Origin of the sequence: Streptomyces cellostaticus (assembly GCF_001513965.1) — a bacterium.
GTDB lineage: Bacteria > Actinomycetota > Actinomycetes > Streptomycetales > Streptomycetaceae > Streptomyces > Streptomyces cellostaticus.
The window spans coordinates 158,364-175,185 of record NZ_KQ948034.1 but is presented as its reverse complement, the minus strand read 5'-3'; the positions used below and the strand labels follow the sequence as shown (position 1 = coordinate 175,185).

The following is a 16,822-nucleotide window of genomic DNA, read 5'->3' as shown; positions in this document are numbered from 1 at the left end:
AAATTTTGAGAAGGAGCCCCAACTCCGGGTGGAAACCCGTGAGTTGGGGCTTTTTCGCGTTCACCGCCCGGTCATGTTCACGTCACCACCAATCCACGGGATCGTTGACGCTGCGTGTCAGGGTCGTGACCCATGGTCCTCAGACGCAGAAACCGACGTCGAGTTGTCACTGTGCTGGCAGGTACCGCCGCGCTCGCCACCGGAGCCGTCGTCGCGCTCGCGGCCTCCGGCGGGCAGGGATCCGCAGGGCCGAAGGGCGACGGGACCGCCGTGACTCCCGTCGGCTACAAGGTCACCCCGGCCGGCCACCAGGCCCAGCTGGGCAATCTCCCCCTCAACGCGGTGCTTTCACCCGACAAGAGCATGCTCCTGGTGAGCAATGCCGGTCAGGGCACCCAGTCCCTCCAGGTGGTCGACCCCACGGACTCGGAGGTCGTCCAGACCATCTCGTACCCGAGCCCCCAGGCCGTCTTCACCGGGCTCGCCTTCAGCCCCGACGGCAAGCGTGCCTTTGCCAGTGGTGGTGGGCGCGAGATCATCCACACCTATGACGTGAGCGGCGGCCGGCTCACCGAGTCCACGCCCGTCAAGCTGCCCACGAAGAACCCCGAGGGCCAGGCCGTGAACATGTATCCGGCCGGGCTCGCCGTGACGCCCGACGGGAAGCGGCTGGTCGTCGCGGACCGGCTCGCGGATGCCGCCACCGTGGTGGATCTGGCCGACGGCTCGATGAAGACCGTTGCCGTGGGGCATGCGCCGTACGCCGTCGCGCTCGCCGAGGACGGGAAGACCGCCTTCGTCACCGACCAGGGGGGCGACACGGTCAGCGTCCTCGACATCAGCGGGTCCGCGCCGGTGGTCGAGACGGCCGTCAAGGTGGGGACCCATCCCAATGCCGTCGTCGCCGACGAGGGACAGGACACCCTCTACGTGGCCGACGGGGACAGCGACGAGGTGAGTGTCGTCGATGTCGCCACGCGGAAGGTGACGCGGACGATCCCGCTCGCGCCGTACCGGCACGCGCCCGTCGGCAGCAGCCCCGATGCGCTCGCGCTGTCCGAGGACGGGCAGCGGCTGTATGTCGCCAACGCCGGGAACAACGACATCGCTGTCATCGACCTCAAGAGGGGGAGGGCCGCCGGGCTCATTCCTACCGCCTGGTACCCGACGGCCGTCGTACCGCTCGAGGGGAAGCTGTACGTCACCAACGCCAAGGGACTGGGCGCCGGACCGAACAACGGGCCCGGTTACCCGAACCCGACCTCCACCGCGCCGACCTCGCCCGACCAGTACTCGGGGTCGATGATGAAGGGCACCCTGTCGACCATTGCGCTCGACGGCGGCGACAGGCAGCTCAGGCGGTGGACGCGGACCGTCGTCGCCAACAACGGGTTCGAGGAGGGCAGCGGCCCGCGGGCCGTCGGGGCCGTCGTACCGCGGCGGGTCGGGGAGAAGACCCCGATCAAGCACGTCATCTACGTGGTCAAGGAGAACCGGACCTACGACCAGGAGCTCGGGTCGTTGGAGAAGGGCAACGGGGATCCGTCCCTGAACCTGTTCGGGGACGACTCGGCGCCCAACGCGCGCGCCCTGCAGCAGCAGTTCGTCGCCCTCGACAACTTCTACGCCGACGCCGAGGTCAGCGCCCAGGGCTGGAACTGGACCGTGGCCGCCAACTCCAACCCGTACAGCGAGGAGGGCTGGCCCGCCAACTACTCCGGCCGCAACCACACCTATCCGTCCGAGAACGGCGACCCGGCGATCGCGCCGAACAAGGACCCCGAACACGCCTACATCTGGCAGCGGCTGAACGACAGGGGCGTCTCCTTCCGCAACTACGGGTTCTATGCCAGTGCTGACGCGAGTGGGAAGGCCGTCGTCGAGGACCCGGTGCTGAACGCCGGCACCGACCACGACTACGGGCCGTACAACCTCAGCTGCCCGGACTCGGCCGGTACCTTCACCGCGCGCGTGAAGACCTGTGGCAGCCCGCGGATCGAGGAGTGGAAGAGGGAGTTCGCCCAGTACGAGAAGGACGGGAACCTGCCCGCCTTCGAGATGGTGCGGCTGCCCAACGACCACACCTCCGGTACCAAGGCCGGCCTGCCCACCCCGCAGGCCTACGTCGCCGACAACGACTGGGCGCTCGGGCAGCTGGTGGACACCGTCTCGCACTCGCCGTACTGGAAGTCGACCGCGATCTTCGTGACCGAGGACGACGCGCAGAACGGGCCGGACCACGTGGATGCGCACCGGACCGTCTCGCAGGTCATCAGCCCGTACACGCAGACCGGGCGGGTCGACTCGACGTTCTACTCCACCGCCTCGATGGTGCGCACGATCGAGTTGCTGCTGGGGCTGCGGCCCATGACCCAGTTCGACGCGTACGCCACCCCGATGGTGAACTCCTTCACCGCCAGGCCGGACGGCACCCCGTACACGGCCGTGAAGCCGACGGCCGACCTGACGGCTGTGAACACGGTCAATTCGCCGATGGCCGGGGTGTCGGCGAAGCAGAACCTCACCAAGGAGGACCAGATCGACGAGCGGACCTTCAACGAGGCGATCTGGAAGAGCGTGCGCGGGGGCCGGAGCGTGATGCCCGAGCCCAGGCACGATCTGTACGGTGCCGTCCCCGACGACCAGGCGAAGGATCTGGACGACGACGACTGACGCGACGCCCGCTGAGGATGGCTAGAAGGTCACCTCAGCCGTCTCCACGGTCCCGCCCTGGCGGCCGGGTGCCTCGTGCCACCTCCAGTAGAGGTTGGTGTGGGCGATCACCTGCTCCGGGGCGGGAGCGCCGTACTGGGACCGGTCCTCCGTGGTGTGGGCGTCGGCCACCAGCGTCGCGTCGTATCCGCGGACGATCGCGCCGTGCAGGGTCGAGCGGATGCACACGTCCGTCTGTGCGCCCGTGACTATGAGCCGGCCCACCTTGTGCTCGGCCAGCACGGACTCCAGGTCGGTGTCCTCGAAGGAGTCCGGGTAGTTCTTGTGGACCAGGGGCTCGGTGTCCTCGCGGGCCAGCTCCGGGACGTACTCCCAGCTCTCGCTGCCCTTCTTGAGCTCGTCGTCGGAGTGCTGCACCCAGATGACCGGCACCTCGGCCGTGCGGGCCCTGGCGACCAGGGTGTTGATGTTCGCGATGACGTCGTCGCGGTTCGTGGAGGCGGCCACCACGCCGTTCTGCACGTCGATGATCAGCAGTGCGGTGTTGGGGCGATCGGGAAGCGTGGTCATGCGGCCACAGTAGGACGCGGCACTGACAGTCGTCCCCGTATATCGGGTGAGCGATGCGCCGGATGCGGGTTACGGTGGCGTCATGACCACGCTGACCAGCGGTGACTACGTCATCCGCGCCATACGACCCGACGACTGGGCCGCCGTGAAGCAGTTGCTCCTGGACGCGCTGCGGGACCCGGTCGCGCCGATCGCCTTCGTCGACACCTACGAGGTCGCGCTGGCGAGGCCGGACTCCTTCTATCAGGAGCGGGCCGAGCGGTCGGGTGAAGGTTCCACCGGAGCACAGCAGTTCATCGCCGAGGCGCCGGACGGGACCTGGGCCGGTATGACCACCGTGCTCATCGAAGAGGCCGGGACGAAGGACTGGGCGGGGTATCCGGTCGAGCGGCGCCAGGGGCACGTGGTCGGGGTGTTCGTACGGCCCGAGCACCGTGGAAACGGGCTGATCGAGGCCCTGCTCGACGCCGGTACGGGGTGGGCGTGGCAGCAGCGTACCGAGCGGGTACGGCTGCTCGTCCACGAGGACAACGCGCGGGCGCAGGGCGCCTATCGCAAGGCCGGGTTCGTGCCGAGCGGGGTCGTCGTGTCGTTCTCGAAGGACGAGGCGAGCAACGAGAACGAGTTGGAGTTCGTTCTGGAGCGGTAGTCAGACCGGCAGTTCCTGGTGCGGCCAGCGGGCTCTTGCCTGTTCGCGGGAGCGGAGCAGGGCGAGGGCCGGCAGGCCCTGGTCGCTTCCGGTGGCGAGCAGGTCGGGCAGCTGGGGGAGTGGGGCCACGGCCGCGACGTCGTCCAGGACCAGGGTGAGTGGTGGGTCGAGCCGACCGGAGGATGACCGTTCGGCCATGCGCCGGCCGCGCTCGACCACGCTTGAGACGAGGGCCGTCAGGAGGGGCATCGCGCCCGGGTTGGTCCTGGGGTCCTCGATGGATTCACCGACCACATAAAGCGTGCCCCCTTCGTGGACGAAGGAATCCAGGGCGAGCGCATCATTTCGGTTCGGGGTGCAGGCTTCGCGGATGTTGACCGTGAAGAGGGCGGACAGAGCCCGGCTGGTCAACTCCTGGGCCATGTCCCGGCGTTCGGGGTGCGCGGTGAGGGCGGCCTCCAGTTCGCCTGCGGCGCCGGGGGCGGCGCCCGGGTGGGTGCGGAGAGTTCGTACGGCGTCCTGGACCTGGGTGCCCTGGGACCAGCGGTGGACGTGGCGGATGGTGCGGTTCTCCAGGGCGGCGGCGTGGAGGTAGCTCCTGAGGAGCGTTGTCGCCGTGTCGGCCACTGCTTGGTCGATCTTGGCGGTGGGGCGGACGGGGCTCAGCAGGGCGGTGGCTCGCTGCAGGGCCGTCTGCTTGTCTTCGCAGCCGGTGGTGGGGGACCAGTGGAGGCGGGCCGGGGTGTCGCAGAGGTGGGCGGGGTCGTAGAGGAGGGCGGGGCCCAGTTTGGCTCGGGCGTCCTTCGTTTCCGTCCAGAGGGCGGGGTTCGAGGTGACGACCACGGTGGGGCCGGGCGCGTCCTGGATGGCCTGGGTTGCGGTCGACTGGCGGCTTGCAGGTGGTCCGTAGAGCACCGCGCCTTCGGCGCGGTCTGTTTCCCACTCGCCCACCCGTTCACCGTCGGCTGAGAAGGCGCCCACCGGACCTGGCGCAGCCGCTTCCTGCGCTGCCTCCGTCGGCCGCGGCTCCGGCTCCGTGCGCGGACGCGGGACCTCGTAGCGCTGCTGCGGTGCCGGTGCCGGTGCCGGTGCCGTGGCCGGTGCCGGCGTGGCCGACTGTGCTCGGCCCTTCGCCGCACCCCTCTCGAAAGCCCGCCGTGCCTTCCCCGCGCGCCATCTCGCCACCGTGCCCATCACGAATATGGCGAGGACGAACAGGGCCATCAGCTGGCCGATGAACAGACCCCAGAACAGGCCCCAGCCGGAGAGCTGGGACGGTGGGGTGGCCGGCCAGGCGCCGGCGAGGTCGTGGGGGTGGCCGATGAGGTGGCGCATGGCCAGGGCCGTGCGGATGAAGGTGACGCCCTCGGGCCAGGCGCCGCGGGAGAAGAGGGCTGCCAGGCCCGTGGCCGTCCAGACCAGCAGGGTCATGCCGAGGATGAAGGCGATGCCGCCGATCAGGAGGCCGTCGGGGATGCCGCCCTGGCCTTCGCGTCGCTTGTCGCGGCGGTCGCGGTCGCGATCGCGGTCGTCCGGTCTCACGCTTTCTCCCCCTACGCCACCGTCGATTCGGAGTCGCCCAGATGCTGCTCCACGAAGGCTGCCGCCCGCTGCTCGGCTTCCAGCTCGGCGGCGTGCAGGGCGTCGTCGGCCGCCAGGTCGCTGGAGGACTCGGTCATCGCGCGGTCGGTGAAGACCAGCGGGCGTTCCGTCTCCGTGACCAGGTGTTTGACCACCTGGACGTTGCCGTTGACGTCCCAGACCGCGATGCCCGGGGTGAGGGTAGGGATGATCTCCACCGCCCAGCGAGGCAGGCCCAGGACCCGGCCCGTCGCCCTTGCCTCGTCGGCTTTCTGGGCGTAGATCGTCCTGGTCGACGCCATCTTCAGGATCGCCGCCGCCTCCTTCGCCGCCGCGCCGTCGACGACGTCGGACAGGTGGTGGACGACGGCGACGAAGGACAGGCCGAGGCGGCGGCCGAACTTCAGCAGGCGCTGGAACAGCTGGGCCACGAACGGGCTGTTGATGATGTGCCAGGCCTCTTCGACGAGGAAGATGCGCTTCTTGCGGTCGGGGCGGATCCAGGTGTGCTCCAGCCACACGCCGACGATCGCCATGAGGATCGGCATGGCGATGGAGTTGCGGTCGATGTGGGACAGGTCGAAGACGATGAGGGGGGCGTCCAGGTCGATGCCCACCGTCGTCGGGCCGTCGAACATGCCGCGCAGGTCACCGTCGACCAGGCGGTCCAGGACCAGGGCCACGTCCAGGCCCCACGCCCGTACGTCGTCTATGGCGACGTTCATCGCCTCGGCCGACTCCGGCTCGGGGTGCCGTAGCTGTTCCACGATGTCGGTCAGGACCGGCTGGCGGTTGACGATCGATTCGTTGACGTAGGAGTGGGCGACCTTGAGGGCGAAGCCGGAGCGTTCGTCCAGGCCGTGGCCCATCGCGACCTCGATGATCGTGCGGAGCAGCGCGAGCTGGCCCGTGGTGGTGATCGCGGGGTCGAGGGGGTTCAGGCGGATGCCGTGGTTCAGGGCCGCCGTCGGGTCGAGCCGGATGGGTGTTATCCCCAGCTCCTCGGCGATGAGGTTCCATTCGCCCACGCCGTCCTCGCCCTGCGCGTCCAGGACGACGACCTGGCGGTCCTTGAAGCGCAGCTGCCGCAGGACGTAGGTCTTCTCCAGGGCCGACTTGCCGTTGCCGGACTCGCCGAGGACCAGCCAGTGCGGGGCCGGGAGCTGCTGGCCGTAGAGCTGGAAGGGGTCGTAGATGTAGCCCTTCCCGGAGTACACCTCGCGGCCGATGATGACGCCGGAGTCGCCGAGGCCGGGCGCGGCGGTGGGCAGGTAGACCGCCTGGGCCTGGCCCGTGGAGGTGCGCACCGGCAGCCGGGTCGTCTCGACCTTCCCGAACAGGAAGGACGTGAAGGCGTCGGTGAGGACGGACAGCGGATCCCGCATGTGGTGTCCCTACCTTCGGATGCCGGTGGCGAACGGAAGGGTGTTCACGAAGGCGCGGTGGTGCTCGCGGTCGCACCATTCCAGCTTCAGGTACGACTTTCCGGCTGATGCCCTTATGGTCCGCTTGTCGCGGTTGAGGGCTTCCGGGGAGCGGGCGGAGACGGTGATGAAGCCGACCAGGTTGACGCCGGCCGCGCCGCTGGCGAGGTCCTCGCCGCGCTGGTCGAGCCGGTTGTGGGCGGCGATGTCGCGCGGGTCGACGGTGCGGTTCATCTTGGCGGCGCGGGAGGCGTCGGCCTCGTCGTTGGTCTTCTCGGTCAGCATGCGTTCGATGGCTACCTCGGTGGGCTCGAGATCCATCGTCACGGCGACCGTTCGGATGACGTCCGGGGTGTGGACGAGGAGGGGCGCGAGGAAGTTGACGCCGACGGGGGTCATCGGCCACTCCTTCACCCAGGCCGTGGCGTGGCACCAGGGGGCGCGGGTGGCGGACTCGCGGGTCTTGGCCTGGAGGTAGGTGGGCTCCATGGCGTCCAGCTCGGCCGGCCAGGCGTTGCGCTTGGTCATCGCCTGGATGTGGTCGATGGGGTGGTCCGGGTCGTACATGGAGTGGATGAGGGAGGCGAGCCGGCCCTGGCCGAGGGGCTGGCGGACGCGGATGTCGGCCTCCTGCAGGCGCGAGCAGATGTCGGTCAGCTCGCGGGCCATGACGACGGCGAGGCCGGCGTCCCGGTCCAGCTTGCGTCCGGCCTGTGGCCGCACGGCGCGTGCCATGGCGTGGGCCTCGGCGGCCAGTTCGCGGGTGTAGTGCATACAGGCGACGAGGTAGGCGCGGTGCTGCTCGCTGCTGGTGGACACCATGGACTGGAGCTGGTCGTAGGAGCGGGCCAGCCAGTCGGGGGCCTTGTCGTCCCCTCGTACGGTGACGTCCTTGGCGTGGGCGTCGGGGTCGGCGGGCAGGGTGCGGGCGAGCATCTGCAGCCGGGTGACGAAGCCGTCGCCGTTGGCCACGTGCTTGAGCAGCGTGCCGAAGCGGTCGACGAGGGCTTCCTGGTCCTCGGAGTCGCGCAGGCCGACGCCGGGGCCCTCGATCTCGATGCAGGCCGTGACCGTCTTGCGGTCGGCGTGCAGGAGTACGGCGATCTCGTCGGGCCCGAAGGGTGCGGCGAGCCAGCTGATCCGTCCGATGCCCGGCGGGGGCCCGATCTCGACCTCCCGTCCGTCCATCCGTGTTCCGGCCTCCATGACACCGGAGCGGTAGGCGGTGCCGCGCTTGACGGTCCGCTTGTACGTGCGGTTGATCTCGAACCACTTGTAGAACGTGCGGCGCTTGTAGGGCACGTAGACCGCCGCGAGCGCGAGCAGCGGGAAGCCCGTCAGCAGCACGATCCGCAGGGGCAGGACCGGGACGAGGAGGCCGCACATCATGCCGAGGAACGCGCCGGCGATGATCAGCGCGATCTCGCCGGACTCGCGGTTCCGGCCGACGATGGCGTTCGGCCGGGCGCGGCCGATCAGATACGTACGGCGGGGCGTGACCGGATGGGACATATGGGACTCGGTCGTCAACGCCCTTCACCTCCCGAGCGATTGCTGTTGCGGGTGTTGCTGGCGTGCGGGGTGTTGGCCGGGCTGGGGGCGCGCGGCGCGGGCGTGGCGGAGGGGACTGCTCCGCCGCCGCCCTGGGGGGTACGGCTGCTGTGGGCGGCGACGCCGCCGGAGGCGGGGTTGGCGGGGCGGGGCGCGCTGGAGCCGCCTGCGCCCCCTCCGTTGCTGTCGGCGCGGGAGCTGTGGGTCTTGATGCCCTGCGCGACGAAGGAGGCCGGGGAGGTGATGACGGCGGCGGCCTTGCTCTCGGCGCCCTGCATGATGCGGTTGTTGCGGCCGTTCGCGATCTCGTCGCCGAAGCCGGGGACGAAGCGGTAGATCATCGCGCTGGCGAAGATGGCGAGCAGGATGATGGCGAGGCCGGAGACGACGGCGGAGAAGGAGTCCGGGCCGTTGTCCCCGGACAGGGCTCCGGCCAGGCCGAGCACGATGACGATCACCGGTTTGACGAGGATCACGGCGATCATGATCCCGGCCCAGCGGCGGACGTGGCCCCACAGGTTCTTGTCCACCAGGCCCGCGTAGACGACGGTGCCGAGCAGGGCGCCGACGTAGAGCAGGGCGGCGCGGATGACCAGCTCCAGCCAGAGGATGCCGGCGGCGAGGATGCTGACCAGGGACACGACGATCAGCATGATGGGGCCGCCGCCGATGTCGGTGCCCTTGCCGAGGGCGCCGGAGAAGGTGCCGAAGAACGTGTCGGCCTGGTCGCCGGTGGCCTTCGCGAGTACGTCGGTCACGGCGTCGGTCGCCGAGACGACGGTGTACAGGATCAGGGGCGTGAAGGCGGAGGCGAGCACGGTCAGCCAGAGGAAGCCGATGGCTTCGGAGATGGCGGTGGTGAGCGGCACGCCTCGTACGGCCCTCTTGGCGACGGCCAGCAGCCACAGCAGGAGCGTCAGGATCGTGGACGCGGCGAAGACGACGGCGTACTGCTGGAGGAACTTGGTGTTCGTGAAGTCGACGTTCGCGGTCTCCTTCACGGCGTGGCTGAGCTTCTGGATGGTCCAGGAGGCGGCGTTGGCGCAGCCCTTGGCGAGGGAGGTGAGGGGGTCGAGGGTGCCGAGGGAGGGGTCGTCGGGGGTGGTGCCGCCTGAGCCCTTGGAGCCGTTGTCCTTTTCGCAGAACTGTTTGGCGGCTCCGTGGATCAGGCCGCAGGGGTCGTTGCTCTTCGTGGGTGAAGGCGTGGGCGAGGGCGTGGGTGAGGGCGCGGCGAAGGCATGGGTGGCCGCGAGGACCGCTGCCGTCTGGACGGCCGTGACGGCGGCGGCCAGGGTGAGTACGCGACGATTAGCGGGCATAGGTGAACCCTCCGTACTCATCGACTGCCTTCGAGATCTCGTCCGAGCCGGAGGCCCTGTCGTCGCCGGGAACGGGCGCCGGACCCTCTTGCTGGGAATGCGTGATGATCTTCCAGTCACCGGCGGTCCACTCGAGTTTCATCGTGATGGTGAACCAGCTGTTGGTGACCGGGTTGGTGGACTTGTCGCCCGCGAGACCGAGGAGCCCGCTGCACCAGACCGCGACCGTGGCGGTGTCGCTGGTGGACTCCGTGACCTTGGTTCCGATCGGGCTCGTGCGCGAGACGAACGTGTAGCCCCTCGGAGCCGCGCCGTCCTTGGTCAGGCCGAGGTTCTGATTGAAGGCCGGCGTGTACGCGTTGTCCATCGCTGCCTCGGAACTCGTCACCTTGGAGGGCGTGACGATGGACTGGAGGATGAAGTCGCGTTCGGCCTTGTTGAACATCCCGGCCGACCCCAACGCCACCGCATAGTTGGCCGCAGCGCTCTGTGCCCCTTGCGCCGTATGGGCGAAGCCCGACGGGATGTTGCCTGCCTTGGTGTCCACCGGGTTCGTTCCGCTCGCCGCGGTTGACGACGTGTGCGGGTGGTCGCCCTTCTTCGTCGTGCCGCCCGCTGACGAATCGTCTCCTCGGTTCGCGAAGGCGATGGCGGCGATCAGGAGGACGACCACGCCGACGACCGTGACCAGGCTCCGGGAGGAGGAACGGCCGCCTCGTCGGGGTGCGCCGCCGTATGGGTCGCCCCCGGGCAGCCGGGTCCGGGTCTGGCCCGCTTCGGTGTAGCCCTGCTCGTCTCCGGGACTCATGCCGCGTTCGCCCCCTCTACCTCGTAGACATACGACGGTAGCCGTGCTGGTTCTCGCGCGGGCGCGGTGTGGTGACTCGACATCAGGGAAACGCAACCTCAGCCGGTGGGCACGACGGGTGGGTGGGGTGGAGGGGGACGGCCGGGCGTGCCCGGGAGGACAGGCGAGGGAACGGCCCGTCAGACCGCCATGCCGTACACGATCGTGAACAGTGTGCCGAGGGAGCCGATGATGAAGACCCCGGTGAGGCCGGCGATGATCAGGCCCTTGCCCTGTTCCGCGCTGAAGGTGTCCCGCAGGGCGGTGGCGCCGATCCGCTGTTTGGCCGCACCCCAGACCGCGATGCCGAGGCAGAGCAGAATGGCCACGGCCATGACCACCTCGATCATCACCTTGGCTTCGTTGCCCAGGCTGCCGAAGGGGCCCCAGTCCGGAGCGATCCCGCCGATGATGGTGTTGATGTCTCCCTTGTCGGCCGCAAAGAGCATGTAAGTCACCGCCCCTGGTGGGTAGTTCTCCATCGCCTCTGCCGTGTGCAGAGGTCAAGCCTCATTCTCGCCGACAACGTCGCCGTCGTATGTCGACTTGACGTCATTGACTGGCGGGTTTCGTACGAATGACCCGTACGGTCACTCTGTGTATCACGGCAGGTCACGCCGGGCAACGAGGTGGGAGCGAAACCTGTCGTGTGGTTCTGTCGTTGTACTCCATTACGCCCTGATGCGGTTTCTGACGGCTGGTCGGGCACGTGTCGGTTGGCCGTGGTCGGCCGTCATGCCCTCGTACGGGTGAAGGCTACTCGTCGGAGAGCGTGAGGTTCGGCACCCGCCAGGCCGCGATCACGAAGGCGACCAGGGTCACGGCGGCGCCGGTGAGGAAGACGAGGCGCATCGAGGCGACGTACCCCTCCAGGAACGGTACCGCCGCGCCGTGGTCGAGGGCGCGCAGGAAGGCGGAGTCCTCCAGGTCGACACCGCCACCGGGGCGCAGGACGCCCGCCAGGGCGTGCGCGTTGTCGGGCTGGGCCAGCAGACGGCGGTAGGCCGGGTCGTGGCGGGCCTCGGCCAGCCGGCCGGCGATACGGCCGGCCGCCGTGGCGAACAGGACCGACAGGAACGCCGCGGTGCCGACCGTGCCGCCGTTGGAACGGAAGAAGTTGACCGACGCCGTCGCCGCGCCCATGTCCGTACGGGGCACCTCGCACTGCGCGAGCGTGGTGAGCGTCTGCATCGACGCGCCGAGCCCCGCGCCCATCAGGGTCATGCCGAGTGACGCGTGCCACAGCGGGCTGTCCACGCGCAGCGTGGCGAAGACGAGCATCGCGGCGGTGAACGAGCCGAGACCGGCGACGAGGTGGACCTTGAACCGGCCGGTCCGGGCGATCAGCCGGCCCACCAGCAGCGTCACCGCGAGATTCGCGGCGACCGTGGGCAGGGTGGCCAGACCTGCCGCCATGGGGCTCATGCCGCGTACGAGCTGGAGGTAGAGCGGCAGCGTCGTCATCGCGCCGAACATGCCGACGCCGACGACGAAGTGCAGCCCGACGCCCAGCCGGAAGGCGCGGATGCGGAACAGGCGCGGCGGCAGCAGCGCGGCGTCGCCCAGTCGCCGCTCCACCACGACGAACACGACGAGCCCCACCAGGCCGATCGCGTACATCGACAGCGTCCGGGGCGAGTCCCACCCCCAGGTGCGGCCCTGCTCGGCGACGGTCAGCAGCGGTACGAGCCCCACGGCCAGGGCGAGCGCTCCGGGGTGGTCGAGCCGGTGCCGGACCCGCCGGTGCGGGAAGCGCAGCACGCGGACGATCGTCACGGCGGCCGCGGCGGCGAGTGGCACGTTGATCAGAAAGATCCAGCGCCAGCCGTCGATGCCGAGCAGTGTGGCCCGGTCCGCGAACGCGCCGCCCACCAGCGGGCCGACGATGCTGGCGCCGCCGAACACGGCCATGAAGTAGCCCTGGTACCGGCCCCTTTCGCGCGGGGTGGTGATGTCGGCGACGATCGTCATCGCCAGCGACATCAGCCCACCGCCGCCGAGGCCCTGCACCGCGCGGAACGCCGCAAGTGCGTAGATCGACCCGGCGCATCCGCACAGCAGCGAGCCGACCGTGAACAGGGCGATCGCGGCGAGGTAGACGGGTCGGCGGCCGTGGATGTCGGAGAGCTTGCCGTACAGCGGTGTCGCGATGGTGGCGGTGATGAGATACGCGGTGGTCACCCACGCCTGGGCGGTCAGCCCGTGCAGGTCGTCGGCGATGGTCCGCAGCGCGGACGAGACCACCGTCTGGTCCAGCGCCCCCAGGAACATGCCGAGTACCAGCCCGGACATGACGGTGGTGATCTGCCGGTGACTGAGCCGCTCGGGCGCGTCCCCTGCCGCGCCCTGGCGCTGGGTGTCGGAGAAGGTCACGTGTCGTCCTCGGGGGTGGGGGCGGGTGGGGGTGTCGGCTGGGCCGGGGGCGGGGCGTGGCTCCCGTCCTGCCCCCGGCCCCGGCCCGGCGACCGGCCGGCCGGCCGACTGGTCAACCGGCCGCCCGGGTCAACTGGCGATCCCCTCCAGGTCGGCGACCGAGCGCTCGATGCCCGGCAGCGCCAGCATCGCCAGCTGGGCCGACCGGGCCCGTGCCCGGGGCGCGGGGTCGGCGAGGAGCTTGCGGCACACGTCGGCGATGCCGTCCGCGCTGCGGTCGGTGATGTGGCGGCCCAGACCCAGCTCCTCCACGCGGTCCGCGTTGGCGTGCTGGTCCCCGAAGTGCGGCAGGACCGCCAGCGGCGTGCCGGTGCGCATCGCCTCGCGGATGCTGTTGAAGCCGCCGTGGGTGACGAACAGGTCGACCGACTCCAGCAGCAGCGGCTGCGGCACCCGCTCGGTGACATGGATGTGCCCGGGCAGACCCTCGGTGTCCAGCGGTAGCCCGGACGTGGACACGACCACCGTGCAGTCGTCCAGCTCCGTCGCCGCCCCCACGATCGCGCGCAGGCTCTCGGCGGCGTCCGGCATCTTCACGGGCAGCGGCGTGGACCGGCCCGCCATGCGCTCGCGCAGCACCGGCAGAGCGGTGCCGATCGCGGCGTACACCAGCGGCCGGTCCGTGCACAGTGCGGCGGCCCACTCCGGCAGCACCCCGCCGCGCTCGACGTCCACCGTCTGCCGGTAGGCCCATGCCCGGGGCAGATGCCGGGCGAAGGAGAAGGCGGGCGGCACGTAGTCGACGCGGCCGTGCGGTACGACGGAGAGCGGGTCGTCCCGCACGGGCAGCCCCAGCTCCTGACGCCGCTCGTTGAGCTGCGGGAGCACTTCGGCGGGGTCCAGGATGTTGCTGAACCCGGAGGGCGTCGGCAGCTGCGGTACGCCCAGCAGCTCGGCGGTGAGCACGGCGCCCATGTCCATGCCGTCGCGCAGGATCAGATCGGGGCGGAAGTCCCGGGCGAGGGGGAGCAGTATGTCCAGGTGCGGTTTGACGCCCGGCCCGGCCACGGTCCGCAGCAGCAGCCGGGTCATCGCCGCCATCCGCTCCGTCAGGTCGGCGGTGTCCGGGAGTCCGGCGAGGTACGGTTCCATCCCGGCGGTCGGGTCGAATTCCGGTAAAGCGGCGTTCACCTGGACGTCGTCGTCGCGGAAGACGGGGGCGAGGACATCGGTGGTGACCACCAGCACCTGATGCCCGGCCTCGGCGAGGGCGCGCAGCAGGGGCAACTGGGCACGTCCGTGGGAGGGACTGCCGAGCGTGGTGCACAGAACCCGCATGGTGAGCCTTTCTCTCGGGGGACTCTTCGGCGGTGGGAACGAGGAGGAGGAGAGGGGGCGTCAGGTCGACGCGTACGACGGGGGGAAGCGGGATGTACGACCGAAGCGGCCGCCGGAGGCATGGCGTCGGCCGTCCCGCGTACGGTTCACGCCACCCGCGTCGGCGCCGCCGCGCGTCCGATGCCCTGCCAGATCAGCCCGGCCCGCGCGAGCCGGTCCGCGTCCAGCAGGTTGCGGAAGTCGTGGACCTCGTGGCCGGCCATGCGCGCGGCGATCGCCGCCCAGTCCAGGTCGCGCAGCTCCGGCCACTCGGTGAGGACCACGCAGGCCGCGACCCCCTCTGCGGCCCGCACCGGGTCGTCCACGAGGGTGACCAGATCGCTCAGGTCGGGCCGCCGCTCGCGCAACGCCGGGTCGTACGCGGTGAGTTCGGCGCCCCGCTCGCGCAGCAGCCGCGCGACGGCGAGCGCGGGCGAGTCGCGCAGGTCGGAGGTGCCGGCCTTGAAGGTCAGGCCGTACAGGGCGAGCCGTACGCCGTGCAGCGAGCCGTCCTCGCCGCGCCCGCAGGCGGCGGCGACCTGCTCGACGAGCCGCCGCTGATGGGTGACGTTGGTCTCGATGGTGGCGCGCAGCAGCGGGAAGTCGACCCCGGCCCGGTCGCACGCGGTCAGCAGGGCGTGGGTGTCCTTGGGCAGGCAGGAGCCGCCCCAGCCGGGCCCGGGCCGCAGGAACGCGGAGCCGATGCGCGGATCGCGCCCGATGCCCTCGGCGACATCGGCGATGTCGGCGCCGAAGCGCTCGCAGACGGTGGCGAGGTTGTTGGCGAAGGACAGCTTCATCGCGAGGAAGAAGTTCGCCGCGTACTTGGTCAGTTCGGCGCTGGCGGGATCGGTCAGCACCAGCGGCGCGTCCAGTTCGGCGTACAGGCCGGCCACGCGCCGGGCGGCGTCCCGGTCGGCGGCGCCGATCACGATGCGGTCGGGGTGCAGGAAGTCGTGGACGGCGCGGCCCTCGCGCAGGAACTCGGGGTTGCTCACCACGGCCACGTCCGCCCGGCCGAGGAGCGCGGCGACGCGCTCGCAGGTGCCGACCGGAACGGTCGACTTGTTGACGACGACGCAGCCGGGCGGCAGCACCTCGCGGATCTGCCCGGCGACGGCCTCCACGGCGGCGAGATCGGCCGCGCCGCCCGCGCCCATGGGTGTGGGCAGGCACAGGAACACCACGTCGGCCTCGGTGACGGCGGCTGCGGTGTCGCCGGTGAAGTCCAGCCGGTCCGCGTCCAGGGCGTCCCGGACGGTCTCGGGCAGGCCGGGTTCCAGGATGTCCACCCGGGCCTCGCGCAGCCGCTCGACCTTGTGCGGGTCGGCGTCCGCGCACACCACGAAGTGGCCCAGGGAGGCCAGGCAGGCACCGGTGGTCAGTCCGACGTAACCGGTTCCGATCACGGTGACGCGTAAAGCAGGCACAGAAGATCACCTCTTCCGGTCGGGGGGTTGCTCGCGCGGCCTCGACACGGCGAGCACTTGAGCCATCACTCAAGTCATCAATCGTTGACCTGGCTCAGGTATGGCATGCGGCGCGAACAGAAGTCAACGATTGATGACATCGTTCGGTGACTTTGAGACAGCCGCCGCAGACTCGAATATGGGCGGAGGGCTGCGAGGGCCGAGGACGACGGAGGTACGGTGACGTGACGGGAACGCAGGACGGCGAGGCATCCAAGGAAGCGGCCTGCCGGCCCGCCCGCAGGCGCTCGGCCTCGGCCACGCGCACCGCGCTCAGGGTCGCTGCGGCCTTCCGCTTCGGCAAGTACGGCTACGAGGGCACCAGCGTGCGCGACATAGCGGGCGACGTGGGTGTGGATGCCGCCCTCGTCTACCGCTACTTCGGCTCGAAGGAAGCGCTGTTCAACGACGTGGCGTGCACCGGCAAGATGTTTGAACCGCTGCTGCAGGAGCCGGTCGAGGCGATCCCCGACTGGATCTGCGATCTGCTTCTGGGGGCGCCCACGGAAGGCGACTTCCCGCACCCGGTGCTGTCCGTGCTGCGGTCCTCCGGCCGCGACGAGGCGGTGGGGCGGTTGCGCGCGGATTTCACGGAGGTGTTCTCCGAGCGCCTGGCCGCCCGCCTCGGCGGCCCTGACGCCGACCTGCGCGCGGAACTCCTGGCGGCCTGGATGCTCGGCACCAGCCTGATGCGCACGGAGATCCGTCCCCCCGCCCTTGTCTCAGCGCCGGACGCCACGCTGGAGCGGTATCTGCGGGCGGGCATCCAGGTCCTGCTGGATCCGGCGCCGGAATGCGACGACGAGCATGGCGAGCGCCAGGAACAGGAGGCGTCAACCTGCCCTGATCAGCCCTCGGATGCGTAGGTGACGAAAGCGGCCCAGGCCTCCGGCGCGAGGCCGAGGCGGGGGCCCTGGACGTTCTTGGAGTCGTCCCCGTCAGTGGCCTTGCGGGATCGTGTCTTTCCCAGCAGTTGCCCGATGAAGGGC

At 70.2% G+C, this 16,822-nt stretch carries 13 protein-coding genes; 3 read left to right on the top strand and 10 right to left on the bottom strand.

The window, feature by feature from the left end; genetic code table 11:
* Positions 1-171 precede the first annotated feature (171 nt).
* Complete coding sequence (locus AQI88_RS30725) at positions 172-2,673, top strand: bifunctional YncE family protein/alkaline phosphatase family protein (RefSeq protein WP_208615943.1); 2,502 nt, start codon at positions 172-174, stop codon at positions 2,671-2,673.
* Between the two features lie 21 nt (positions 2,674-2,694).
* Here AQI88_RS30725 and AQI88_RS30720 read toward each other — a convergent pair whose 3' ends face one another.
* The gene (locus tag AQI88_RS30720; RefSeq protein ID WP_067005355.1) at positions 2,695-3,243 is read right to left on the bottom strand and encodes a cysteine hydrolase family protein; all 549 of its coding nucleotides are present in this window, start codon (positions 3,241-3,243) and stop codon (positions 2,695-2,697) included.
* An 82-nt stretch (positions 3,244-3,325) separates the two neighbouring features.
* Here AQI88_RS30720 and AQI88_RS30715 point away from each other — a divergent pair, with 82 nt between their 5' ends.
* Complete coding sequence (locus tag AQI88_RS30715) at positions 3,326-3,892, top strand: GNAT family N-acetyltransferase (protein WP_208615942.1); 567 nt, start codon at positions 3,326-3,328, stop codon at positions 3,890-3,892.
* On the opposite strand, the gene AQI88_RS30710 is transcribed toward AQI88_RS30715, so the two are convergent.
* The 9 genes from AQI88_RS30710 to AQI88_RS30670 form a co-directional block, all read right to left on the bottom strand.
* On the bottom strand, positions 3,893-5,434 hold the full coding sequence (locus tag AQI88_RS30710; protein ID WP_067005353.1) for a type IV secretory system conjugative DNA transfer family protein: 1,542 nt from the start codon (positions 5,432-5,434) through the stop codon (positions 3,893-3,895).
* 11 nt (positions 5,435-5,445) lie between these two features.
* Positions 5,446-6,858, bottom strand: coding sequence for an ATP-binding protein (locus AQI88_RS30705; RefSeq protein ID WP_067005351.1), 1,413 nt, complete (start codon positions 6,856-6,858; stop codon positions 5,446-5,448).
* Positions 6,859-6,867: 9 nt separating this feature from the next.
* The gene (locus tag AQI88_RS30700) at positions 6,868-8,409 is read right to left on the bottom strand and encodes an SCO6880 family protein (RefSeq protein WP_107118709.1); all 1,542 of its coding nucleotides are present in this window, start codon (positions 8,407-8,409) and stop codon (positions 6,868-6,870) included.
* 14 nt (positions 8,410-8,423) lie between these two features.
* A complete protein-coding gene (locus AQI88_RS30695) occupies positions 8,424-9,767 on the bottom strand; it encodes a hypothetical protein (protein ID WP_067005347.1) in 1,344 nt (447 codons plus the stop codon).
* Entirely contained in the window at positions 9,757-10,575 is an 819-nt protein-coding gene (locus tag AQI88_RS30690) for a DUF8175 domain-containg protein (RefSeq protein ID WP_067005345.1), read from the bottom strand. The genes AQI88_RS30695 and AQI88_RS30690 overlap by 11 nt, the downstream gene beginning before the upstream one ends.
* Before the next feature lie 179 nt (positions 10,576-10,754).
* Positions 10,755-11,063, bottom strand: coding sequence for a hypothetical protein (locus AQI88_RS30685; RefSeq protein ID WP_014673544.1), 309 nt, complete (start codon positions 11,061-11,063; stop codon positions 10,755-10,757).
* 307 nt (positions 11,064-11,370) lie between these two features.
* On the bottom strand, positions 11,371-12,987 hold the full coding sequence (locus AQI88_RS30680) for an MDR family MFS transporter (protein WP_067005343.1): 1,617 nt from the start codon (positions 12,985-12,987) through the stop codon (positions 11,371-11,373).
* Between the two features lie 129 nt (positions 12,988-13,116).
* Complete coding sequence (locus AQI88_RS30675) at positions 13,117-14,325, bottom strand: glycosyltransferase (protein ID WP_067005341.1); 1,209 nt, start codon at positions 14,323-14,325, stop codon at positions 13,117-13,119.
* A 146-nt stretch (positions 14,326-14,471) separates the two neighbouring features.
* Entirely contained in the window at positions 14,472-15,794 is a 1,323-nt protein-coding gene (locus tag AQI88_RS30670) for a UDP-glucose dehydrogenase family protein (protein WP_067005339.1), read from the bottom strand.
* A gap of 224 nt (positions 15,795-16,018) precedes the next feature.
* On the opposite strand from AQI88_RS30670, the gene AQI88_RS30665 reads away from it, so the two are divergent.
* Entirely contained in the window at positions 16,019-16,699 is a 681-nt protein-coding gene (locus AQI88_RS30665; RefSeq protein WP_079057902.1) for a TetR/AcrR family transcriptional regulator, read from the top strand.
* Positions 16,700-16,822 lie beyond the last annotated feature (123 nt).